This is a genomic window from Methylomagnum ishizawai (assembly GCF_019670005.1).
GTDB lineage: Bacteria > Pseudomonadota > Gammaproteobacteria > Methylococcales > Methylococcaceae > Methylomagnum > Methylomagnum ishizawai.
This window is the reverse complement of record NZ_AP019784.1, coordinates 19867-42178: the sequence shown is the minus strand read 5'-3', so window position 1 is coordinate 42178 and position 22312 is coordinate 19867. Positions and strand designations below refer to the sequence as shown.

Here is a 22312-nt window from a genome sequence, read left to right as displayed (position 1 = left end):
GATGCCGGCTTCGAGGCGGGTCCGTGCGGAACAGGTCCGGGGCGCGACGCCCCGGACCTGTTCCGCGTTTTGGCGTGCGTGGCCGCTACCGCCACGCCCGTGCGCGGTCGAATCATGCCCCCAAGGGCTAGCCGGGTCCGAACCGGCGGTATACAGGTTGTTTTGAATGCGGAAAGCCTTATTTTTTGTCTTGCTGACCTGCGGCCGGGCCGTGCTGGCGGACGGGCCGGTCCCGGAAACGGCGACCCAGGCTCCGGTCGATTTCGATATCTGGGCCTATAGGATCGACGGCAACAGCGTGCTGGCCGACGAAGCCCTGGAACACGCGGTCTATCCCTACACCGGGCCGGGGCGCTCCATCGAATCCGTGGAACAAGCCCGCAAGGCGCTGGAAAAGCTCTACCACGACAAGGGCTACACTACGGTCCTGGTCGATATCCCGGAACAGGACGTGGAGGAAGGGCTGGTGGTGTTGCAAGTCACCGAAGGCCGGGTGGGCCGTCTGAACGTCACCGGCTCCCGCTATTACTCGCTGGGCAAGATCAAGGCGGGCGTGCCCTCGCTGGCCGAGGGCCAGGTGCCGCATATGCCGACGGTGCAGAAGGAATTGGCGGCGCTGGCCGAGGAAAGCCCCGACCGCAACGTGACCCCGGTGCTGCGGGCCGGCGCGACCCCCGGCAAACTGGACGTGGAACTCCAGGTCAAGGACGAACTGCCCCTGCACGGCGGCGTGGAAATCAACACCCGCAACAGCGCCGACACCACCCTCACCCGCTTGATCGGCTCCATCCGCTACGACAACCTCTGGCAGATGCAGCACAGCGCCTCCCTGCAATACCAGGTGTCGCCCGAGAATTCCGACCAGGTCGAGGTCTGGTCCGGCACCTACGCCCTGCCCATCGGGCTATGGGATAGCCGCCTCGCGTTCTACGGCGTGGGGATTTCCTCGAACACCGATATCTCGACCGCCGGGGCCATGAGCGTGGTCGGCACCGGCGAAATCTACGGGCTGCGGCTGGTCAAGCCCTTCGGCGCGGGCGATGGCTATTACCACAGCCTCACCCTGGGCTGGGATTACAAGGATTTCGGCCAATCCATCCTGACCGGGGCCGACACCCAGGCCACCCCGATCCATTACGCCCCCTTCATGTTGGGCTACAACCTCATCCACCGCGGCGAGCAACGCCTGAGTTCGGTCGATCTGGGGCTGCATTTCTCGATCCGGGGCTTGGGCAACAACTCCCAGGAATTCGCCGACAAGCGCTATAACGCCAAGCCCGACTACCTGTATTTCACCGCCGAGGTGAAACATCAGGAAATCCTGCCCTACGACATCCGCTTCCTCATCAAGGCCAACGGCCAGATCACCGACTCGCCCTTGATTTCCAACGAGCAATTCTCGGCGGGCGGTCCCTTGAGCGTGCATGGCTACCACCAGACCGAAGTCCTGGGCGACGACGGCATCAGCGGCTCCTTGGAGCTTTACACCCCGAAGCTGCTGGACAGCGAATACATCCAGGATTTCAGGCTGTTGGGCTTCATGGACGGGGCGCGGCTGTGGGTGTTGCAAGCCTTGCCGGGAAGTCCTGGGGGCTACCATCTCGCCAGCGCCGGGGCCGGTTTCCGGATGCGGGCCTTCCATCGCATGACCAACGAACTCGATTGGTCCTATCCCTTCAGCGCCATCAACCAAGTGGGCGTCGGGGAACAGCGTATCGATTTCAAGGTGGCCTATGAGTTCTAAGCGATTGCGGCGGGCGGCGGTGCGGCTGCCCCACAAGAAACCCCTGGCCGAAGCCATCGGCTCTTTGATCCTGGGCGGGGTCGCCATCGGCAGCGCGCCGGCGCGGGCGGAATTGCCGGTGCCTTCCAGTGTGCTGGTCGCGCCCGGCCATGGCCGGGTGCTCGGTCCCGTCATCAAGGGCGGCACCATGACCATCAAGCAATTGTCGGACAAGGCCATCCTCGACTGGGAAAGCTTCAACATCGGCAAGGACAACGCCGTCCGTTTCAGCCAGCCCTCGGCCACCGCCATCGCCCTCAACAACATCCATCAGAGCGATCCCAGCCGCATCCTCGGCAGTCTGACCGCCAACGGCCAGGTTTATCTGGTCAACCAGAACGGCTTCATGTTCGGCAAGGACGCCAGGGTCGATACCAACACCCTGGTGGTCAGCACCCTCAAGATCAGCGAGGACACCCTGAACGGCGGTCTGAGCCGGGCCATCAACACCAACGGGGCCGCCGCCCTGGATGGCGGCAACGGCCTCTACCTCAAGGACGCCCAAGGCAACCCGGTGAAGGATGCCCAGGGCGATCCGGTCAAGATCGGCGTCACCATCGAGAAGGGTGCCCAACTCACTACCCAGGACGGCGGGCGTATCCTCATCGCCGCGCCCAATATCGTCAACAAGGGCGATATCAAAACCCCCGGTGGCCAGGCCATCCTGGCCGCGTCCAGCGACAAGGTCTATCTCCAGGAGGCCGATAGCCAGACCACCGGCGTGCGCGGACTCCTGGTCGAAGTCGCCACCGGCGGCAAGGTCCAGAACCTCGGTAAGATCGCCGCCCGCCGCGGCAATGTCACCCTGGAAGGCTTCGCGGTCAACCAGGAAGGCTTGGTCTCGGCCACCACCTCGGTGCGGCTGAACGGCTCGATCCGCCTGCTGGCCCGCGAGAAGGGCGACAATCCCGTGATCCAGGAGCCGGGCACCTCCACCTATAAGCTATTGCCCGACCGCACCGGTCGCGACACCGCGCTCGACGACGGGCTGGGCAAACAGGCGCGGGTGGTCCTGGGCCAGGGCAGCACGACCCAGGTCGTACCGGATAAAGGCCGTCAAAAGGCGGTGGATGAGCAGACCCAAGACCCCTCGCGCATCGAGATCATGGGCAAGCAGATCGCCCTGCTGGAATCGTCCAAGGTGTACGCGCCCTCGGGCAAGATCGCCCTCACCGCCACCACCTCGCCCGCCGATCCCACCACCGGCAGCAGCAGCGATCCGAATGTCTCCATCGACCTGAAGCTAGGGGCCACGGTCGATGCCGCGGGACTCAAGAACGTCAAAGTGCCCATGGCCAAGAACGTGGTGCAGGTCGAACTGCGCTCGTTCGAGTTGCGCGACGCGCCCATGCAAAAGGACAAGAAAGGGGCGCTCTACGGCAAGAAAGTCCTGGTGGATATCCGCGAAGCCCAGGATGGCCGCATCGGCAGCGATGGCAACACCATCGATATCAGCGGCGGCATCGCCCGCATCCAGCGCAATATCGCCGAGCGCAGCGTCAAGGGCGGCAGCGTGTCCCTGGCCTCGGGGGGCAGCGTCAATATCGGCCCGGACGCCAAGGTCGATGTTTCCGGCGGCTATACCCATTACAACAGCGGCTATGTCAAAACCACCTGGCTAAAATCCCAGGACAAGCTCTACGAAATCGGCAGCGCCGATCTGGGCCGCCATTACGACAGCATCGCCGGCCGCTACACGCAGACCGACAAGCGTTGGGGCGTCACCCGCTCCTGGTTCCTGCTGGGACCGGGCAACCAGGGCCGCTACGAAAAAGGCTACGACCAGGGCGCGGATGGCGGGCAGCTCGATATCAGCGCCACCCAATTGGATTTGCAGGGCGATCTGCGCGGCGGCACCGTCGATGGCCTGCATCAGCGCGAAAGCGGCCAGCGGGCGGCCGGCGCGTCGCTCAACATCGATCTGGGACTCTCGCCGCTGGGGGTCCAGTCGGTGGCGGTGCTGGGCCAGAATGGCGACCTCGACGCCCAATTGCAGCGCCTCTCGGCCGGCCTGGGCGGCGCGGTATTGACCAACCCCTTGGTGCTGATGGATCGCTATTTGGAACGCACCGGCTTCCGCTCCACCACCGTGGTCAGCCGCGGTGCCGTCGGTGTCTCCGATCTGGCCGAGGTGAACCTGCCCGCCGAGGGCAGCCTGACCCTGCAAGGCGGACAGGTCGAATTCGAGGGCCATATCCGCGCCCCGTCCGGCACCGTGGCCCTCAAGACCCAGTTCGACGAAGGCGTCCCGGATTTCGGAACCACCGGCAAGGTGCATCTGGCCCCCGGTTCGAGCATCGATGTTTCGGGAGCCTGGACCAACGACCTGACCAATAAACAAGGTGGGAAAAAGCTACCGCTCAAGGCCGCGCCGGTCGATGGCGGCACGGTCAACCTGCTGGCCGACGGCGATCTCGGTTTCGACAAAGACGCGGAAATCGCCGCCGATGCCGGCGCTTGGCTGGACAGCGGCGGCAAGCTGACCAATGGCAAGGGCGGTTCGATCAGCCTCGCGGCCACCGACACCGGCCGCAACCCGGATGTCGCCATCAGTGGCCGCAATGGCTCCAACCTCGAACTGAACGGCGATCTCCACGCCTATGCCCAGACCCAGGGCGGCAGCCTCAGCCTCGCCACCAATCAAATCCTGATCGGCGATAGCTTCTCGGCCTACCAGACCGCGGGCAATGGCCTCCAGCCCTTGGTGCTGGCACCGGGGTTCTTCAATGGCGGTGGTTTCGCCGATTACGCCCTGACCTCCAACCTGAACGGCATCGCGGTCGGCTACGACACCCATATCGACCTCAAGGCCCAGAATTTCGCCTTCAACGACAGCTACCAACAAGCCCCGACCGGCACGCCCATCCAAAGCCTGGGCGGGCCGCGCACGCTCACCGACGACCTGCGCCAGCCGGTGAACCTGAGCCTCACGCTCAAGCAACCGGCCAACACCTACAGCACCCAGGTCGGCATCGTCCTCGATCCCGGCTCCAGCATCGCCGCCGATCCGGGCGCGAAGATCGCTATCCACACCGACAGCAAGGCCGTCCTCGATGGTCGGATCAGCGCCCCGGCGGGCAGCCTCGTGGTCGATGTCAATTCGCCGCAGCAAATCGCCTATGACGCGGCCCAGGGGATTTTCGTGGGCAAGACCGCCACGCTCTCGGCGGCGGGGGCCGTGGTGCCGGTGCCGGGCGTCAACAACGGCGTCAACGATAAGGATGTCCTGGCGGGGGGCTCGATCTCGCTGAGCGCCAACCGCGGCTATGTGGTGTTGGAACCCGGTTCGGTGTTGGATGTGTCCGGGACCAGCGCGGTGGTGGGCGAATCCCGCCCCGACCCCAACGGGGCCGGCTACCGTTTGGTGCCCACCGTCCATGCCTCCGACGCCGGCAGTATCGCCCTGAACGCGGCGGAAGGCGTCCTGATCGGCGGCGATATCCAAGGCCGGAGCGACCGCGCCCACGGGGCCCGTGGCGGCGATTTGTCGATCTCCCTGCTGACCTCGCTCCGCAATCCGCCGGACGATGTCAATCTGGCCAAGACCTTCCCCGCCGGTCCCAGGACCATCCAGATCACCCAGGACCAGCCCACCGATCCCTTGGCCGATTGGACCCCCGGCACGGCGGTGCCCGACAGCGTGAACGGACTCGCCACGCTTTCCGCCAACCGGCTGGCGGCGGGCGGTTTCGACGGCTTGACGCTCAAGGCCGAGAACGCGGTGCGCTTCGTCGGCGATGTCACCCTCGCCACCGGCAGCCGGATCGTGCTGGACACGCCGACCCTGGCGCTGGCCCAGGCCGAGGGCCAAACCGCGTCCAGCGTGGTCATGGACACGCCCTATCTGGAATTGGGTTCGAGCCTGGTCCGCGACCAAACCAGCGCCACCCTGCCCGACAGCACGGGCGGCGCGGGCACGCTCTCGGCCAATGCCCGCAACATCGATCTGCTGGGCGGTTTGAGCCTGCAAGGCATCGGCGATACCCGCCTGGTCAGCGCCCAGGATTTGCGTCTGCGCGGTGTCAACCTGCCCCAGACCCGCGATTTCATCGGCACCTTGCTGGCCTCCGGCAACCTGACCCTGGCGGCCCAGCAAATCTATCCTGCCACCCTCAGCCAGTACGCCATCAAGCTGACCGGCGATGCTTCCAACACGCTCACCGTGCTGGGCGGCAGCGGCAAGCCCGCTCCGATCCTGGCGGCGGGCGGCGGGATCGAGATGACCGCGCCCAATATCGACGTGGGCGGGGTCGTCAAAGCCCCGTTCGGCAGTATCAAGCTGGAAGCCACCGCCAACGGCCTGAACCTGGGCAATGGCGCGGTGGTCTCGGTCTCCGCCGACGGCCAGACCATCCCCTTCGGCCAGACCCAGGGCGGCCAGGATTGGCTCTATCCCATCGGCAGCGGCATCAACCTGTTATATGGCGTGGGTACGGGCGAACAAGCCCCGCCCACCGGATCGATCCAGTTGAGCGGAGCCCGTGTCAATGTCGCCAGCGGCGCCAAGATCGATATCTCGGGCGGCGGTCAATTGTGGAGCCATGAATTCGTCAAGGGCGGCGGCGGCTCGCTGGACCTTTTGGACCCGCAAGACCCGGAAGTCGTGAACGGCGATTTCCAGTACCAGGAAAAATACGCCATCCTGCCCTGGCTCAAGGACCGCATCGCGCCCTACGATCCCATCGAAACCCCCAAATCCGGCCTGGGCGTGGGCGACAGTATCTATCTGGCCGATTCGGCGGCGGGACTCAAGGCCGGGCGCTATACCCTGCTGCCTGCGTCCTATGCCTTGTTGCCGGGGGCGTATCTCATCACCACCACCAGCGGCACCGCCAATACCCAACCCGGCGCGGTCGCGCGGCGGGCCGATGGCGTGGCCGTGGTGGCGGGCCAACGCGCCGAGGCGGGCACCGGCTTCCAAAGTTACCAATGGGAAGGCTTCGCTGTGCAGCGGGGCCGGGATTTCAAGAAGCTCACCGATTACACCATCAGCACCGCCGATAAGTTCTTCGCCGCCCAGGCCAAGAAGCTGGACGTGGCCGTCCCGCAACTGCCCCGCGACGCCGGCAAGCTGACCCTGGAGGTCGGCAACCAACTGAGCCTGGACGGCACGGTTTCCGGGCAGGCGGCCCAGGGCGGCCATGGCGGGGAACTCGATATCGCGGCCAACAACCTGCGGGTGGTCGCCCCGACCAGCGCCACCACCGGCAACGACGACGAAGTCGTATTGCGGGCCGACCAACTCGACAAGCTCAACGTGGACAGCCTGCTGCTGGGCGGCGTCCGCAGCGCGGTCGGCAAGGACGAAACCCATATCGCCACCCAATCGGGCGCGGTGGTCGTCGATCCGGGGGCCGAGCTGAAAGGCCCGGAAATCATGCTGACGGCCAACGACCGCATCGATATCCGCGCCGGGGCCAAGCTGCAAGCGCAGGGCGAATTGAACAGCGGTACCCAGACCCTGACCCTCTCCAACAGCGACGGCAGCGCCAGCGATGGCGCGTTCGTCCGGGTGTCGGCGGCGGGGCAGGCGGATATCGTCCGCGCCAACCCGGCCCAAACCCAGGGCACGCTGAACATCGAAGCCGGCGCGGTATTGGGCGCGAGCGGCTCCATGGCGCTGGATTCCACCCGCGCCGCCAGCTTCGCGGGCAGCATCGACATGAAGGGCGGCTCGCTGTCCCTCGGTGCCAACCGTATCGACCTGGGCGCGGCCGGCGGCGACGGTTCCGGGCTGGGCCTGACCGGCAGCCAATTGGCCGGTTTCACCGTGGACGAGTTGATCCTGCGCAGCGGCTCGGAAATCCGCACCTATGGCGAAATCGCCCTCACGGCCAAGAAGCTGGATATCGAAGCCTCCGGCCTCGCGGGCTACGGCGACGCCCAGGCCAGCCTCAGCGCCGACCAGATCACGCTCGCCAACCCCGGCGCGGGCCAGTTCACCGCCAGCGGGGACCAGGGCGGCAGCCTCGCCATCGATGCCAAGGATTTCAGCTTCGGCGGCGGCCAATTCGCCATCGCGGGCTACAAAACCATCCAGCTACAAGCGGCCAACCAATTCACCGCCAGCGGCCAGGGCAAGCTATCCGTCGCGGGCGACACCACCCTCGCCACCCCGGTGGCGACCGCCGCCAACGGGGCCGATTTCACCCTGGACGCCGGTGGCCACGCTTTGGCGTTCAACGCCCTGGCGTCCGGGAGTGCCGCGACGGCGGGACTCGGGGCCAAATACACCCTGGTCGCCGACAGCATCGCGCTGAGCAACAAAATCCTGCTGCCCTCGGGCGATTTCATCGCCAACGCCGGGCATGGCCTGAACTTGGCGGGCGGTGCGAGCTTGGATGTCTCCGGCATTTCCCAGGTCTACACCGAAAAAACGGTCTACACTCCCGGCGGCAATATCGCGCTGAATTCCGCCCAGGGCGATGTGAACCTCGCCGCCGGTGCCACTATCGATGTCTCGGGGGCGGAGCAAGCCGGTTCGTTCAGCCTCGCGGCCCCGGCAGGCGGGGCCAGCCTGCAAGCCACCTTCAAGGGCGCTGCTACCCAGGCGGGCGGCAGCAACGCCAGCCTGGCTTTCGATCTGGGCCGGAACACCGACCAGGGCGCGGGGGCCTTCGCCTATCTGCAAAGCACCGGCGGGGCGCGGGATTTCAGCCTGCGCCTGCGCCAGGGCGATCTCGCGGTGGCCGACGGCGCGGTGCTGAAATCCCACAGCTTCGAACTCGCCGCCGATAGCGGCGATGTGATCGTCGCCGGCACCCTGGACGCCAGCGGCCAACAAGCCGGTTCCATCGCCCTCGCCGCCGGCGACCGGGTGCGGCTGGCTTCCAGCGCCAAGCTGTTGGCCGGCACCTCGACCGTCAACGCCCAGGGCGGCAGCGTCTTCCTGGAAGCGGTGGACCGCGACGGCGACGGCCAATCCGGCATCGTGGCTGCGGCCGGGGCGGTGATCGATGTGCGCGGCGGTGCCCTGCAAAACCCGGTGGCGACGCCCGACGTGGACCAGGTCCGTTATATCACCGACGGCCCCACGGTCCGGGACGGTGCCAGCGGCATCGATTATCTGGCGGGCAGCATCCATCTACGGGCCTTGCGCGATAGCCTGGGCGATGGCAGCGACGTATTGGGCGTGGATTTCAAAGCCACCGCCAGCGGGGCCACCCAGGTGGTGGCGGAAGCGGTCAGGGTCTACGACCTGGCGGTGGACCCGAAAACCAATACCGCCAGCATCGGCGCGGACCAGATCGCCGCCTGGAGCGCCGATACCCAAGCCTATATGGCGGCGCTCGATCCCAAGGCCCATCCCGGACTCAGCCTCCTGCCCGGCCTCGAAATCCGCAGCGCGGGCAACCTCACCCTCGCCAGCGATTGGGATTTCAGGACCGTGCGTTGGCTGGATACGGACGGCAACGAAACCGACCCCAGCGTCGGCACCCCGGTCCCCACCAACGACTGGCGCTACGGGAGCAACCACGATGTGCCGGGTTTCCTCACGCTCCGGGCCCAGGGCGATGTGCTGTTGCAGGGCAAGCTATCCGACGGCATCGCGGCGGGACAGATCACCGACGACAGCGACCAACCCGCCTATATCTCCGAACTCATCCAATCCGGGCCGTCCTGGAGCTTCCGGGTGGTGGCGGGGGCCGAGGCGGGCGCGGCCAGCGCGGGGCAAACCCGGACCGGCGTCGGCGACCTGGAAATCGCCAAGAACGCCTTGATCCGTACCGGCACCGGCGATATCGAGTTGCATGCGGGCAAGGATTTCAAGCTGGACGACGCCACTTCGGCGGTCTACACCGTGGGTTCGGTGTCCAGCGACCCGGCCCGGCGCTATGGCGTGTTCACCAATGTCGATGTCTGGAACTTCTACGCCGAATATCCGACCGGCGGCGGCAATATCGCCATCGCGGCGGGTGGCGATATCATCGGCGCGACGACGTCGCAATTCGTGCCGGATTGGCTGGTCAGGACCGGCAATTGGACGCCCGGCAGCGACCATAACGGCGAAAGCAAAGTCGCCTGGGGTATCGCCCTCACCCAGCCGGACGCCATCCTCCAGAACAACCTCTACAATTTCGATCCCGATTATCTCGGCTTCCAACAGAACGTCGGTGCCCTGGCCGGGGGCCGGGTCAACATCGCGGCGGGCGGCAATATCGCCGATTTGTCCGCCGTGGTGTCCACCGTGGGCCAGCAAGTCGGCACCGGCGAGCGCAACAGCGTCGATATCCACAACGGCGGCAGCCTGGACATCAAGGCCGGCGGCAATATCGCGGGCGGCATGTACTATGTCGGCAAAGGCACGGCCAATGTGGACGCCGAAGGCGCGATCACCGGCGGGGCGCAATACACCGACGGTCCTTTGTTCTCGCTGGGCGATACCCAATACAAGGTCTCGGCCCGCACCGATATCGCCGTGGGCGCGGTGTTCGATCCCTTCATGCTGCGGGAACGCTTCACCACCGGCACCGACAGCGATTTCTCCACCTATTCCGCCGCCAGCGCGGTGGCTTTCAGCGCCTTGGCGGGAGATATTTCCTTCAACAACGCCCTGGCGGTGTTCAACAAGAATTACCTCTATCCGGGCAGCCCGTCGCCGGTGTTGACCTTCGATGTGGGCGATGTCCAGGGCGGCAATTTCACCGGCGGCGATTACATCGGGCTGTACTACTATCCCGGCACCGTCACCGCCCAGGCCAATGCCGGGTCCATCGGGATCATGCGTTCCTTCAATATGGCCCCGGCGGCGGAGGGCAACCTGGAATTGTTCGCCGGGAACGCGATCCAGAGCGGCGACAACGGCAACGCCCTGGTCACGGTCAATATGACCGACACCGATCCCGCCTTCATCCCCGGTCCCTTGAATCCGACCACGCCGGGCAACCTGGGCGATTTCCAATTCAGGACCAGCCCGGTCGGCGGTTCCATCGACCAGATCCACGCCGCCGTCCCGGTGCATAGCGGCGACAGCGAGCCGGTGCGCATCGCCAGTTTGAGCGGCAATATCCAAGGTTTCGACCCCTTGGAGTTCTATCTGCCCAAGAGCGCCCGCATCGAATCCGGCGGGGATGTGCGCGATGTGAGTTTCGAGATCCAAAACCTGGATTCCAAGGATATTTCGGAAATTTCCGCCAAGGGCGATATCGCCTTCGCCATCAAGCGCGACGAGAACGGCGCCCTGGTCGCCGGGCAGGTCACGCGGTTCCGCATCTCGGGGCCGGGTTCCATGCAGATGCTGGCGGGCGGCAATATCGACCTGGGGTCCTCCGACGGCTTGGTGAGCTTCGGCGATACCCTGAACCCGGCCCTGCCCAGCACCGGGGCTTCGCTGTCCTTGCTGGCGGGCTTGAGCGACCAGCTCGACACGGCGGGCTTCCTCAAGACCTACCTGAAGATGAGCGACGCCGAGATCGGCGCCCTGTCGGCGCGGCAGCAACTCGATTTGGTGTTGCCGGTGCTGTTCGATGTGGTGCGCAAGGCGGGCGTCGATGCCGCCAAGCACGGCAAGAAGGGCTACGAGCCAGGCTTCAAGGCTATCCAGGCCTTATTCACCGGCGACCAATACCAGGGCGATATCAACCTGTTTTTCAGCCGGGTACACACCATCGCGGGCGGCGATATCAACCTGCTGGCACCGGGCGGCACCATCAACGCCGGTTTGACCAATTCGGCCCTGGGTTCCAAGACCACCGCCGACCTCGGCATCGTGGTCCAGCAAAAGGGCGCGATCAACGCCATCGCCAAGAACGATTTCACCGTGAACGAATCCCGCGTCTTCACCCAGGGCGGCGGCGATATCACGATCTGGTCCTCCGACGGCAACATCGACGCCGGCAAGGGGGCCAAGTCGGCGTTGTCCGCGCCGCCCACCCAATCCACCTTCGACGACAAGGGCAACCTGGTCGTGGTGTTCCCGCCGGTGTTGTCGGGCAGCGGTATCCGCACCGCCATCAGCGATCCCAAGCAGGCGGCGGGCGACGTGTACCTGTTCGCGCCGCGCGGCGTGGTCGATGCCGGCGAGGCGGGCATCGGCGGCAACAACGTGGTGATCGCCGCCACGGCGGTGATCGGGGCCAGCAACATCCAGGTCAGCGGCACGTCGGTCGGTGTACCGACCACGCCGCCCCCGCCCGTGGTCCCGGCCGGGGCCGCTAGCGCGGCGGCGGCGGCGGCCAATTCGGCCTCGCAGCAGCTCAACGAGAACAGCGCGGAAGAAAACGCCGCCGCCGCCAAGCAGAAGGCCGACGCCCTGGCCTCCACCCTGATGAAATCGATCATGGTGGACGTGGTGGGCTTCGGCGACTGCACCACGGAAGAAGTGCGGCGCGGCAAGGAAGGCTGCGGCGGCTAACACGCCCGGCGGGGACCGTACCGGCGGGTCCGGTCCTTCCGCGCTCCTTATTTCCACAGCTCCGTGGGTTCCCGGGCGCCCGCTTGGGAATCCGCCAAGCTTATCCCTCCTATCGACCCGCGCCTTCGCTGGTCGGCTTCCCGGTCCTGTTTGGGAGCCGGCAAAAACCTAGCACAGCCTTTTAGCGCTATCCGAAGGCCGGTATGCCACATTTTCCGCTTCGAGCGGCCCCATGATAGAGCTACGCAATGCTCGATCTTGGCTTTTTGATGTTTTATAGCACCCAAGCGTTTTGGATTTTGGCGCGCCCGCGCACAAAATCCGGGAAATTTTTGACATCTTGTCATATTTATATGAACATTGACCGCTGTTCCATAGAGGAACAGCATTGCCGCATCCGGCGGCTCCGACCGGCATTCGCAAGGGGGAATCCACGGCCTCCATGGCACGGAAGTGTGAAGACCAAGGCTTATCGCTTTGGTCCTAAACATCAGCCTGATCCTTGAGCGGCGATGGAGGCATGGATTGTTACTTTAAGCATACAATCACTTCCGGGAACCACCACCATGCAGTATCTCGTCCAACCGCTCTTTCCGCACTCCGCCACCAGCCCGCTGCGCGGTGGCAACGAGGCGCGGGTCTTCACCATTTCTTCGCTCAATTCGGGCTTCGCGCTCACCGCCGTGGGCAACAACCTGCAACTGCAACAACTGAACTGGCAGGAAAACACCAACCAGCAATGGAAAATCATCGCCAATGGCGACGGCACCTACCGTATCGCCAGTGTGGGTAGCGGCCAGGTCATGGATGTGTCCGGCGGCGGCGGCGAGGGGACGCCGGTCTTGGTCTGGGATTGGCACGGGGGCAATAACCAACGTTGGCGCGTGTCGGAGATCGAGAACGGCATGTTCCGCATCGATTCGGCCTTGGGCGGGAGTACCCTCGATGTCTTCGGCGCGTCGGTCGAACCGGGCGCGGTGGTCGTGGTTTGGGGCTGGAACGGGGGCGACAACCAGCGCTGGGTCCTGGCCGAGGTCCGCCCCGAAAGCGTGGTCTACCAGCCCAAGGCCACCCTGTTCCAACATAGCGACTACGGCGGGACCAGCCAGGAAGTCGGCCTGGGTTCCTATGATATCAACGACCTGAGCGTGGGCAACGACCAAATCTCCTCGCTCAAGGTGCCGGCCGGGGTGCGCGTCACCTTGTACGAACACGCCAATTTCCGGGGCCGCCATTGGTCCTACACCCAGGATACGCCCTGGATCGGCGACGAGCCCAACGACCTGACCTCCGGGGTCATGGTGGAGAAGGTCGCCACCATCTACCAGCACAACGATTACCAAGGGCAGGCGGTATACCTCGGGGTGGGCCGCTATCTGATGAAGGATATCCCCCTGGCCAACGACAACCTGTCCTCGCTGAAGGTGCCGCAGGGCTTGGTGGTCATGCTCTACGAACACGAGAACTTCGGCGGCGATTTCCGCAGCTATTACGAAGACAGCCCGAACGTCGGCGATTTCAACGACAAGACCTCGTCCATCGTCATCAAGCAACTGGGCGTGGTGGTCCCCAAGGATGTGCTGCGCTTCGGCGACGGCATCCAATTGAAGGGCACCCATGGCAAATGGCTGGTGGCCGAATCGGATGGCCGGGTGCGGGCCGACCGCGGCGCGGCCGACACCTGGGAAACCTTCACCCTGGTGCGTTCCGGCGGCACCCTGGATAACAGCCTGGTGAGCTTCGGCGATATCGTGTCCTTGCGCTCGACGCACGGCAAATACCTGACGGCGGAAACCAACGGCGACGCCACCGCCAACAGCGCCGATATCAACGCGGCGCAGCAATGGCAGATCGTCCGTTCGGGAGCCACCACCTCGTCCAACTTCCTCGCGGTGGGCGACCATATCTCGCTGAAGTCGGTGGCCAACAACCTCTATCTGGTGGCCGAGGACAACGGCGACGCCAATGCCAACCGCGGTAGCATCGGGTCTTGGGAAATCTTCGAGGTCACGGGCGTCGCCACCGAGGCCACCCCGGAAGAGGGCAGCGGCAGCGCCTGCGGGGCCGAGGCCTGTGGCGCGGACGCCTGCGGGGCCGATGCTTGCGGGGCCGATGCCTGCGGCGCGGCGGCCTGCGGCGCGGCGGCGTCCTTGGTTGGGGTCTGCGGCGTGGCGGCGGCGGGCATCGCGATTTGCGGCGCGGACGTGGCCGGTATCGGTGTCTGCCTGGGCGCGGCTTCCGGGGCTTCGGCCTGCGGCCTGGACGTCTGCGGCGGCGCGGCTTGCGGCGCGGCCGCCTGTGGCGCGGCGGCGACCGGCATCGGGGCGTGCGGGGCGGATGCCTGCGGTGCGGCGGCCTGCGCGGCGGCGGCTTGCGGTGGCGCGGTGTGCGGCGCGGCGGCCTGCGGTGCGGATGCGTGCGGGGCCGACGCTTCCGGCGTCGGGGGGTGTGCCGCCAACGCTTGCGGGGCCGACGCGGGCGGGGTGGACGCCTGTCCCGCCGACGCCTGCGCGGCCAATGTCTGCGGGATCAACGCCTGCCCGGCGGATGCCTGCGCCGCCGATGCCTGCGCCCTGGATATCATTCCCATCATCCCCGGCATCTGATGCCGACGCCCGCCGGATGGCCCGTCCGGCGGGCGTTCCCCCCTTACCGGAAGCCGCAACCAGGAGAACCCAGATGGGACCACAACACTATAAATCTTCCCGCTACGTCATCACCGCGCCCCTGAAGGATGGCCGGGAATTGGCCTACAACGGCATGAGCGGCGCCTTGGCGGTGTGGACGCCCCGTGAGGCCGCGGCCTTCCGCCGGGTGGCGGCGGAAGGCCGCTGCGACGACTTGGAATCCACCGCCGACCTGTTGTACGGCGGCTATCTGGTACCGACCCAGGTCGATGAATTGGAACAACTCCACGGCCTGTACAAGGCCCACCGCTACGACCGCCGCACCTTGATCCTGACCGTGGCCCCGACCCTGGCCTGCAATTTCGCCTGCGATTATTGCTTCCAGGGCCAGGACAAGCCGGTCCAGACCATGGGCCAGACGGTCCAGGACGCCATCGTGGCCTTCGTCGAGCGGGCGGCCCCGGAATTGCGCCATGTCCATATCGCCTGGTATGGCGGCGAGCCTTTGCTGCGGCCTGGGGTGATCGAGGCGCTGTCCGACCGCATCATCGCCCTGTGCGACCGGCGGGGCTTGAAATACGACGCCATGATCGTCACCAACGGCTACAAGCTGACGGCGGACATGGCGCGGTCCTTGGCGGAACGGCGGGTCAAGACCGTGCAAGTGACCCTGGACGGCAACCAGGAATACCACGATGGCCGCCGCTACCTGCTGTCGGGGGGCAGCACCTTCGCCAAGATCGTCGGGAACCTCAAGGCCGTGGTCGAAGCCGGGACCGGGTTGAAGCTGAACATCCGGGTCAATATCGACCATCGCAACGGCGAGGGCGTCTACCAACTCATCGACACCCTGGCCCAGGAGGGCTTGGCCCACCAGGACAGCTTCCGCCTATATTTCGCCCCGGTGGAGGCCATGACCGTGGGTTGCCATTCGGTGGAGGAAGCCTGCATGGGCAAATCCGAATATGGGCGGCTGGAAGCCATGCTCTACCGCTACGCCTTCGACCAAGGCTTGGCGGCCCTGCCCTATCCGCCGCGGTTCCATGGCTCGTGCGGGGCCGTGCGTCCGAGCAGCTTCGTGGTGGTGCCGACCGGCGATATCCACAAATGCTGGGATACCGTGACCTTCCCCCAGCACGCCATCGGCAGCATCTTCGACATGGACGCCGCCCTCCGTTCCGAGCGCAACGCCCGCTGGCTGCGCTGGACCCCGTTCGAGAACGAATCCTGCCGCAACTGCAAGCTCCTGCCCAATTGCGCCGGGGCCTGCGCCTATAAATTCCTGCATTCGGGCGACACCCGCGGCGAAGCCGCCACCCTGCCCTGTCCCAGTTGGAAATACAACATCAAGGAACGCCTATTGTTGCGGGCCGAGAAGATGGGCATCCTCCGGGCCGAGGACTGGGATGTGGAGCAAGTCCGCACCGACCCCAAGGAACTGTGCGCCGACGACCACATCGGCGGGGGCCGCGCCCTGCCCGAGACCATGCAAGCCTATTATTTGGCGGAGGCGGTATGATCCATTGGGTGCAGATGCCGTTCGGCTCGATCACCACGCCCAGCCTGGCCCTGGGCCAATTTAAGGCGCAGTTGGCGGAAGCCGGGATCGAATCCCAAGTGTTCCCGTTCAATATGGCGTTCTCGCGCATGATCGGGCCGGGGGCCTACGAAACCATCGCCCGCTTCAAGGGCGTCGAAACCCAGATCGGCGAGTGGCTGTTCGCCCGCGAGGCTTGGGGGCGGGATTTCGGCTTGCCGGAAGAGCGCTTCATCGAACTGTGCGGGGACGAGATCGAGGGCATCCCCCATGTCAAAGACCTGCCCGCCTGGTTGCGGCAGGTGCGCCACCAGGTGGTGCCGATGTTCCTCGACCAATGCCTGGACCGCCTGTTGGCCACAGGTCCCCTCAAGGTGGTGGCGTTCAGTTGCACCTTCTTCCAGGCCGTGGCCTCGCTGGCCCTGGGGCGGCGCATCCGCGAGCGTTTTCCCGAGGTCAAGCTGATCTATGGCGGGGCGTGCTTCCATGGCGGCATGGGCGAGGCGCTGGCGCGGGCGGCGGGCTGGATCGACGCCATTTCCACCGGCGAGGCCGACGATGTGATCGTGCCGCTGTGCCGGGCCATGCTGGCGGGCCAAGCGCCGCAAGGCTTGCAAGGCATCCTCTACCGGCGGGAACCCGACGGCCCGTTGTGGCGGGACGCGGACCACCAACCGCTGGATTCGGCGGGTATGGAACGGCTGCCGGTGCCGGATTTCGGCGATTTCTTCGCCGAGGCCCGGCGGGTCGGTTATTTCGACGACCCGGCGTGGCGGGCGCGCATCCTCATCCCCTTCGAGTCGGCGCGGGGCTGCTGGTGGGGCCAGAAACACCATTGCACCTTCTGCGGCCTGAACGGCGAGGGCATGTCCTACCGGGCGCGTTCCGCCGCCGCCACCCTGGCCTTGCTGCGGGCCTTGGCCGAGCGCTATCCCTGGGCCAAGCGCTTCCAAGCCGCCGACAACATCATGCCCATGTCCTACTTCCACGACTTCCTGCCGGTGTTGGCGGAAAACCCGCCCCGGCCCGATGTGGAATATTTCTGGACCGTGAAGACCAACCTCCACCGTGGCCAAATCCGCCAACTGGCGGCGGCGCGGGTGCTGTACCTGCAACCGGGGATCGAGTCGCTGGCCGACAATATCCTCAAGCAGATGCGGAAGGGCGTGACCGCCCTGCAAAACCTGTTCTTCCTCCGCGCCTGCCAGGAAGAAGGCATCACCGTCTATTGGAACAACCTGATCCGCATCCCCGGCGAAACCGCCGCCGATTACGCGCAAATGGTGGAGTGGCTGCCGCGGCTCCACCATCTGCGCCCGGCCTATGGCGGTGCGCCCAAGGCCGAATGCCATCGGTTCAGCCCCTATTTCTTCGAGGCCGGACGCTGGACCACCGATTTGCGGCCCATGCGCTGGTATGCCGAGCTATTCCCCGCTGACACCGTGGATATTCCCCAGGTGGCCTATTACTACGAGGCCGAATGGAAGGAGGTGCTGGGCGGCGATGCCTACGATGCCCTGCTGGAGGCCAGCGCCCGCTGGACCGCCGCTTGGCGGGAAGGCGACGCGGCCCCGCGCTGCGTGGCGCGGCCCGACGGGGCGGGCTGGCGGGTCGAGGACACCCGGCCCGGCGCTCCGGGTGAACACCGGCTATCGCCCCTGGCGGTGCGCGTCCTGCAAGCCCTGGATACGCCCACGCCCCGCGCCAAGCTGGCCGAGCAATTGCCGGAAGTGGCGGCGGCGGAATTGGACGCCGTCCTGGCGGACTTGCTGGCCCGCCATCTGGTCCTCGACGACGGCAAACGCTATCTGTCCCTGGTCCTCGGGGAAGGCACGCGGGAACCCGCGCCTTGGCAGCGGTCGGGCCTGCTCAAGCGCGTCACCAACCAGCGCCCGGCGGGAGTGGCGACGGTATGAATCCATGGGCTATCGGGGGTGCCGTCGCGGGCGGCATCGGGCTGGTGGTGGCCTTGTTGTTCGGCGGCAATCAATGGCTGGTCGCCAAGGGCCGCAAAGCCCTGGCCGAGCGCTTCCCGCCCGGCGAACTCCTGCTGTCCGCGCCCAGCGCCAATGGCCTGGGCCTGGAAAGCCGGGGCCGTTGGCAAATCCGCGGCAACGGGGCGTTGGCGGTCACGTCCGCCGGGGTATGGTTCCGGGCGTCGTTTTATAGCCTGGAACTGGACCTGCCGCTGCGGAACATCCGCGGTGTGGAATTGGTGGACAGCCATCTCGGCAAAATGATTATCGGGCGCAAGCTGCTGAAGATACATTTCGTCGATGCCGCCGGGACCGCCGACAGCGTGGCCTTCCTGGTGCGGGAACCCGCGCACTGGCAAGCGGTGATCGAGCGGGCGCGGGCCACGGCGGGCACCGGACCTTGAACCGGGACGGGGTGGTTTTTGTCACCCGTTGCCTGTTAGGGTGGCTACATATTCCGTGCCCACCGCGATGGCCCGGAACAGGCGGGCATGGGGAATGAAAACGCTCTCATGGGACAACAGCGTGGAACTGCCATCGATCTCATTAAAGGGGATTCCCGACCCGTGGTTGGATTGGATCTCCACCAACCTGGCGCGGGGCTGCGCGGCGGCGGAATTGACCGCCATCCTGGTCGCCAATGGTTTCGAGTCCAGGTTGTCCGCCCGCGCCGTCGCCGAATTGGGGCGGCGGAACCGGGTGGACGGACCCACCGCCCCGCCGCCCGCCGCGGCCCATCCCGGCGTTCAGGCCAACCAAGCCCGGCTATCCGATAGGACCGTGCGGGTCTTGGCCCGCATGGAACGGCCCCGGCTCCTCCTCCTCGACGGTTTCCTCGACTCCGAGGAATGCGCCGGACTCATCGCGCTCTCCGCCGCCAAGTTGGCCCGTTCTACCGTGGTCGATCCCGCCACCGGGGGCGAGGACGTGGTGGCGGGACGGTCCAGTTTCGGCACCTATTTCCAGGTCGCGGAAAATCCCCTGGTCGCCGCCCTGGACCGCCGTATCGCCGAATTCACCGGGATTCCCCAGGACCATGGCGAGGGCGTCCAGATATTGCGTTATACCTTGGGCGGCGAATATCGCCCGCATTACGATTATTTCCCGGAGTCCGATCCCGGCAGCGCCGCCCATTTGGCGCGGGGCGGGCAGCGCGTCGCCACCTTGATCATCTATTTGAACGAGGTGGAGGCGGGCGGGGAAACCCTGTTCCCCAACATCGGGGATTTCCGCGCCATTCCCCAGGCGGGCCAGGCCGTTTATTTCCGCAATTGCGATATGGGAGGCCGTCCCGACCCGGCCAGCCTGCATGGGGGGGCACCGGTATTGGCGGGGGAAAAATGGATCGCCGTGAAATGGCTACGGGAACGGGCTTATATCGGTTGAATTCCACCCATCCAAGGTGAAATTAAACCAATATGTTCCCATTCAAATAAACCATTTAATCCCCTTGTCATCATAATTTAAATACGGCGTCATACCCTGGTTTTTCCGCTGTCATCTTGGTTTTTTATATTTTCTGATATTCGAGGGGCGACCCGTGCTTGGCCGGGTTTTCCATCGAATCCAAACCGGATATCAAACCAAAGGTGAAGTATGAAATACCCGATGCACGCCCTTTCCGCCGCCGTGATGCTGGCCATGGGCGCCGCCGCGCAAGCCGCCCCCTACGCCCTGACTGCCGTGGCTTCCGCCAACCCGAAAGTCCCCGGCATGGTCCAACCCAACGCGCTGTCCAAGGAATTGGCCCAGCATGTCGCCGCCACCGGTGCCATGGCCCTCGAAAACGGCTCGGCGCTGACCAAGCTCTATGGCTACAACGACAATGGCCCGCTGATCCCGCTGGCCACCGCTCCCGGCACCGAAGCCAGCAAGACCGAGCCCGATAAGAACACCTATCTGGTATTCACCGGCCAGCACGGTGCCGACGCCAACTACGACTACGGCACCCACTTCGTCTTCCAAGGCCATGAAACCGGCACCTCCGGCTATATCACCCGCGTCAACCTGGACGCCGATCCGGCCCACCGCATCACCCTGCTGGCCGACCAGGACGTGAATGGCCTGCCCCTGCCGACCTTCGACGGCTCCACTTGGTATCCCTTCTCCGGCAAGTTGCTGTTCACCGCCGAAGGCAGCCTGGGCGGCGGCGTGTGGCAGGCCGACGCCGACTACACCGGCACCTCCACCGCCGAAGGCTTGACCGGCATCCTGGGCCAGGGCGGCTACGAAGGCATCCAGGCCGACAGCGATGGCAACCTCTGGATCGTCGAGGACGCCGGCGGCTCCTCCGGTACCGCCAACCCCCACGCCAAGCAGCCCAACAGCTTCGTCTTCCGCTTCGTCCCGGCCGACAAGACCAACCTCAAGGCGGGTGGCGTGCTGCAAGCCCTACAGGTCGTCAACGCGGGCCATCCGGTGGTCTTCCACCCCGGCCAGAAGGACGAGGACATCAAGTCCTTCGACATGCTGGCCCTGCACACCTATGGCAATGTGTTCAAGACCCGGTGGATCACCGTCCACAACACCGCCACCGACGGCACCGCGCCGTTCAACGCCAACGCCGCCGCGAAACTGGCCGGGGCCACCCCGTTCAAGCGCCCGGAAAACGGCGTGTTCCAGCCCGGCACCGGCTTCAAGCACTTCTATTTCACCGAGACCGGCGATACCAACCAATTGACGGAAGCCGGCGAGAACTACGGCGGTTTCGGCGGCCTGTTCGTGCTGTCGCAGCCGGATGGTCCCTCCGCCAACACCGGCCGGTTGAAGCTGTTCTACCGCGGCAACGCGGCCCACACCGGCCTGGATAACATCGCCTTCCTCACCAAGACCCAGGTCGTCGCCGTGGAAGACGCGGGCGATACCCTGCATGCCCAGCGCAACGCCCTGGATTCGGCCTATGTGTTCGATACCACGGTCGATTACGGCACGGGCGCCGATCCCGTCCGCGTCATCGCCGAGGGCCGCGACGCTTCCGCCACCCTGGATTCCGCCGCCAACGACGGCAAGTCCCAGGGGATCGCGGCCTTCGCCGCCTTCCAGAACGAAGGCGACAACGAAATCACCGGCATCCATGTCTCCGACGGCGACCCGGATGTCGATGGCATCCTGGGCGTGAAACCGCCGCTGCCGTTCCGCCAGGGCTGGCGCTTCTTCTGGACCCAGCAGCACGGCGACAACACCCTGTGGGAAGTCGAACCGGCCCGTCCGGTCGCCGCCTACGTCAAATAAGCCGGATTGCCCGGCACCCCCGGTGCCGGGCTTGCGCCTACAACCCGGTGGGGCTCCCGCCCCGCCGGGTTGCCCACCGCTTATCGGTAATTAACGCAACCTACATCCTAGCTTCACGGCTTTGTAAAGCCTTTGCTGTCCAATAGCGCCGCCTTAATCCCGGCGGGCGCGAGCCATGCCCCACCAGCTACAGCCAGTCTTTATGAAGCTATCGAGAATCCCCTATCCCGCCGCCCTCGTCCCGGCGTTATGCGCGCTATCCCTGCTCAGCGGCTGCGCCCATCGAAGCCCGCCTCCTCCGGCCCAGGCGGCCGCGCCCACCGCCGAGCTCAAATTCCAGGATTTCTACAAGATGCCGGTCGGGCCGCAAGGGTTGGAGCCTTCGCGGAAGCTCCTGGCCCTGGAACACAAACGGGTGCGCATCGCCGGTTACATGGTCCACGAGGAAGAACCCATCCCCGGTTTATTCCTGCTGGCGCCGGTCGCCGTGAATATCCCCGAGAAAGAGGATGGCCCTTCCGACGATCTGCCCGGTTCGACCCTGTTCGTACACCTGCCGGCCGACTATGCCGACAAGGTTTTGTCTTTCCGCCCAGGGCTATGGGAATTGGTCGGGCGCTTGGAACTGGGTGCCAAGGAGGAAGCCAATGGACGGGTCTCGTATACCCGGTTGTTCATCGACGAGTTGACGCCCCCTAACGCGGCAGCGCGGCAATGATCCGGGGTGCCGTCCCAAATTGTCAATATTCTGATTTATGTCCTAGGGTTGATAATCCATAAAACGTAGATGTTCGGAGACTAAGA

The 22312-nt window shown here is 65.5% G+C and carries 9 protein-coding genes; all 9 read left to right on the top strand.

Translation table 11 applies throughout. The features are described from left to right. Positions 1 to 166: 166 nt before the first annotated feature. The 9 genes from K5658_RS20945 to K5658_RS20905 all read left to right on the top strand — a co-directional run bounded on the left by K5658_RS20945 (position 167) and on the right by K5658_RS20905 (position 22226). Complete coding sequence (locus tag K5658_RS20945) at positions 167 to 1744, top strand: ShlB/FhaC/HecB family hemolysin secretion/activation protein (RefSeq protein WP_221067168.1); 1578 nt, start codon at positions 167 to 169, stop codon at positions 1742 to 1744. Then, the gene (locus K5658_RS20940; RefSeq protein ID WP_221067167.1) at positions 1734 to 12137 is read left to right on the top strand and encodes a filamentous haemagglutinin family protein; all 10404 of its coding nucleotides are present in this window, start codon (positions 1734 to 1736) and stop codon (positions 12135 to 12137) included. The genes K5658_RS20945 and K5658_RS20940 overlap by 11 nt, the downstream gene beginning before the upstream one ends. 566 nt (positions 12138 to 12703) lie before the next feature. Beyond that, entirely contained in the window at positions 12704 to 14743 is a 2040-nt protein-coding gene (locus K5658_RS20935) for a Cys-every-fifth RiPP peptide CefA (RefSeq protein WP_221067166.1), read from the top strand. A 73-nt stretch (positions 14744 to 14816) separates the two neighbouring features. Beyond that, entirely contained in the window at positions 14817 to 16283 is a 1467-nt protein-coding gene (locus tag K5658_RS20930; protein WP_221067165.1) for a TIGR04463 family radical SAM/SPASM RiPP maturase, read from the top strand. After that, entirely contained in the window at positions 16280 to 18217 is a 1938-nt protein-coding gene (locus K5658_RS20925) for a RiPP maturation radical SAM C-methyltransferase (protein WP_221067164.1), read from the top strand. The genes K5658_RS20930 and K5658_RS20925 overlap by 4 nt, the downstream gene beginning before the upstream one ends. Continuing rightward, on the top strand, positions 18214 to 18681 hold the full coding sequence (locus tag K5658_RS20920) for a hypothetical protein (RefSeq protein ID WP_221067163.1): 468 nt from the start codon (positions 18214 to 18216) through the stop codon (positions 18679 to 18681). Before K5658_RS20925 ends, K5658_RS20920 begins: the two co-directional genes overlap by 4 nt. A 94-nt stretch (positions 18682 to 18775) precedes the next feature. Next, positions 18776 to 19663 carry a 2OG-Fe(II) oxygenase gene (locus K5658_RS20915; RefSeq protein ID WP_221067162.1) on the top strand — a complete coding sequence of 296 codons (888 nt, stop codon included), beginning with the start codon at positions 18776 to 18778 and terminating at the stop codon, positions 19661 to 19663. Between the two features lie 222 nt (positions 19664 to 19885). Further along, on the top strand, positions 19886 to 21508 hold the full coding sequence (locus tag K5658_RS20910; protein ID WP_246628684.1) for an alkaline phosphatase PhoX: 1623 nt from the start codon (positions 19886 to 19888) through the stop codon (positions 21506 to 21508). Between the two features lie 202 nt (positions 21509 to 21710). Next, complete coding sequence (locus K5658_RS20905) at positions 21711 to 22226, top strand: hypothetical protein (protein ID WP_221067160.1); 516 nt, start codon at positions 21711 to 21713, stop codon at positions 22224 to 22226. Positions 22227 to 22312: the final 86 nt, after the last annotated feature.

Coding starts and splice junctions, on each gene's coding strand:
- K5658_RS20945 (WP_221067168.1), top strand. CDS start 167: ATGCGGAAAGCCTTATTTTTTGTCTTGCTGACCTGCGGCCGGGCCGTG.
- K5658_RS20940 (WP_221067167.1), top strand. CDS start 1,734: ATGAGTTCTAAGCGATTGCGGCGGGCGGCGGTGCGGCTGCCCCACAAG.
- K5658_RS20935 (WP_221067166.1), top strand. CDS start 12,704: ATGCAGTATCTCGTCCAACCGCTCTTTCCGCACTCCGCCACCAGCCCG.
- K5658_RS20930 (WP_221067165.1), top strand. CDS start 14,817: ATGGGACCACAACACTATAAATCTTCCCGCTACGTCATCACCGCGCCC.
- K5658_RS20925 (WP_221067164.1), top strand. CDS start 16,280: ATGATCCATTGGGTGCAGATGCCGTTCGGCTCGATCACCACGCCCAGC.
- K5658_RS20920 (WP_221067163.1), top strand. CDS start 18,214: ATGAATCCATGGGCTATCGGGGGTGCCGTCGCGGGCGGCATCGGGCTG.
- K5658_RS20915 (WP_221067162.1), top strand. CDS start 18,776: ATGAAAACGCTCTCATGGGACAACAGCGTGGAACTGCCATCGATCTCA.
- K5658_RS20910 (WP_246628684.1), top strand. CDS start 19,886: ATGCACGCCCTTTCCGCCGCCGTGATGCTGGCCATGGGCGCCGCCGCG.
- K5658_RS20905 (WP_221067160.1), top strand. CDS start 21,711: ATGAAGCTATCGAGAATCCCCTATCCCGCCGCCCTCGTCCCGGCGTTA.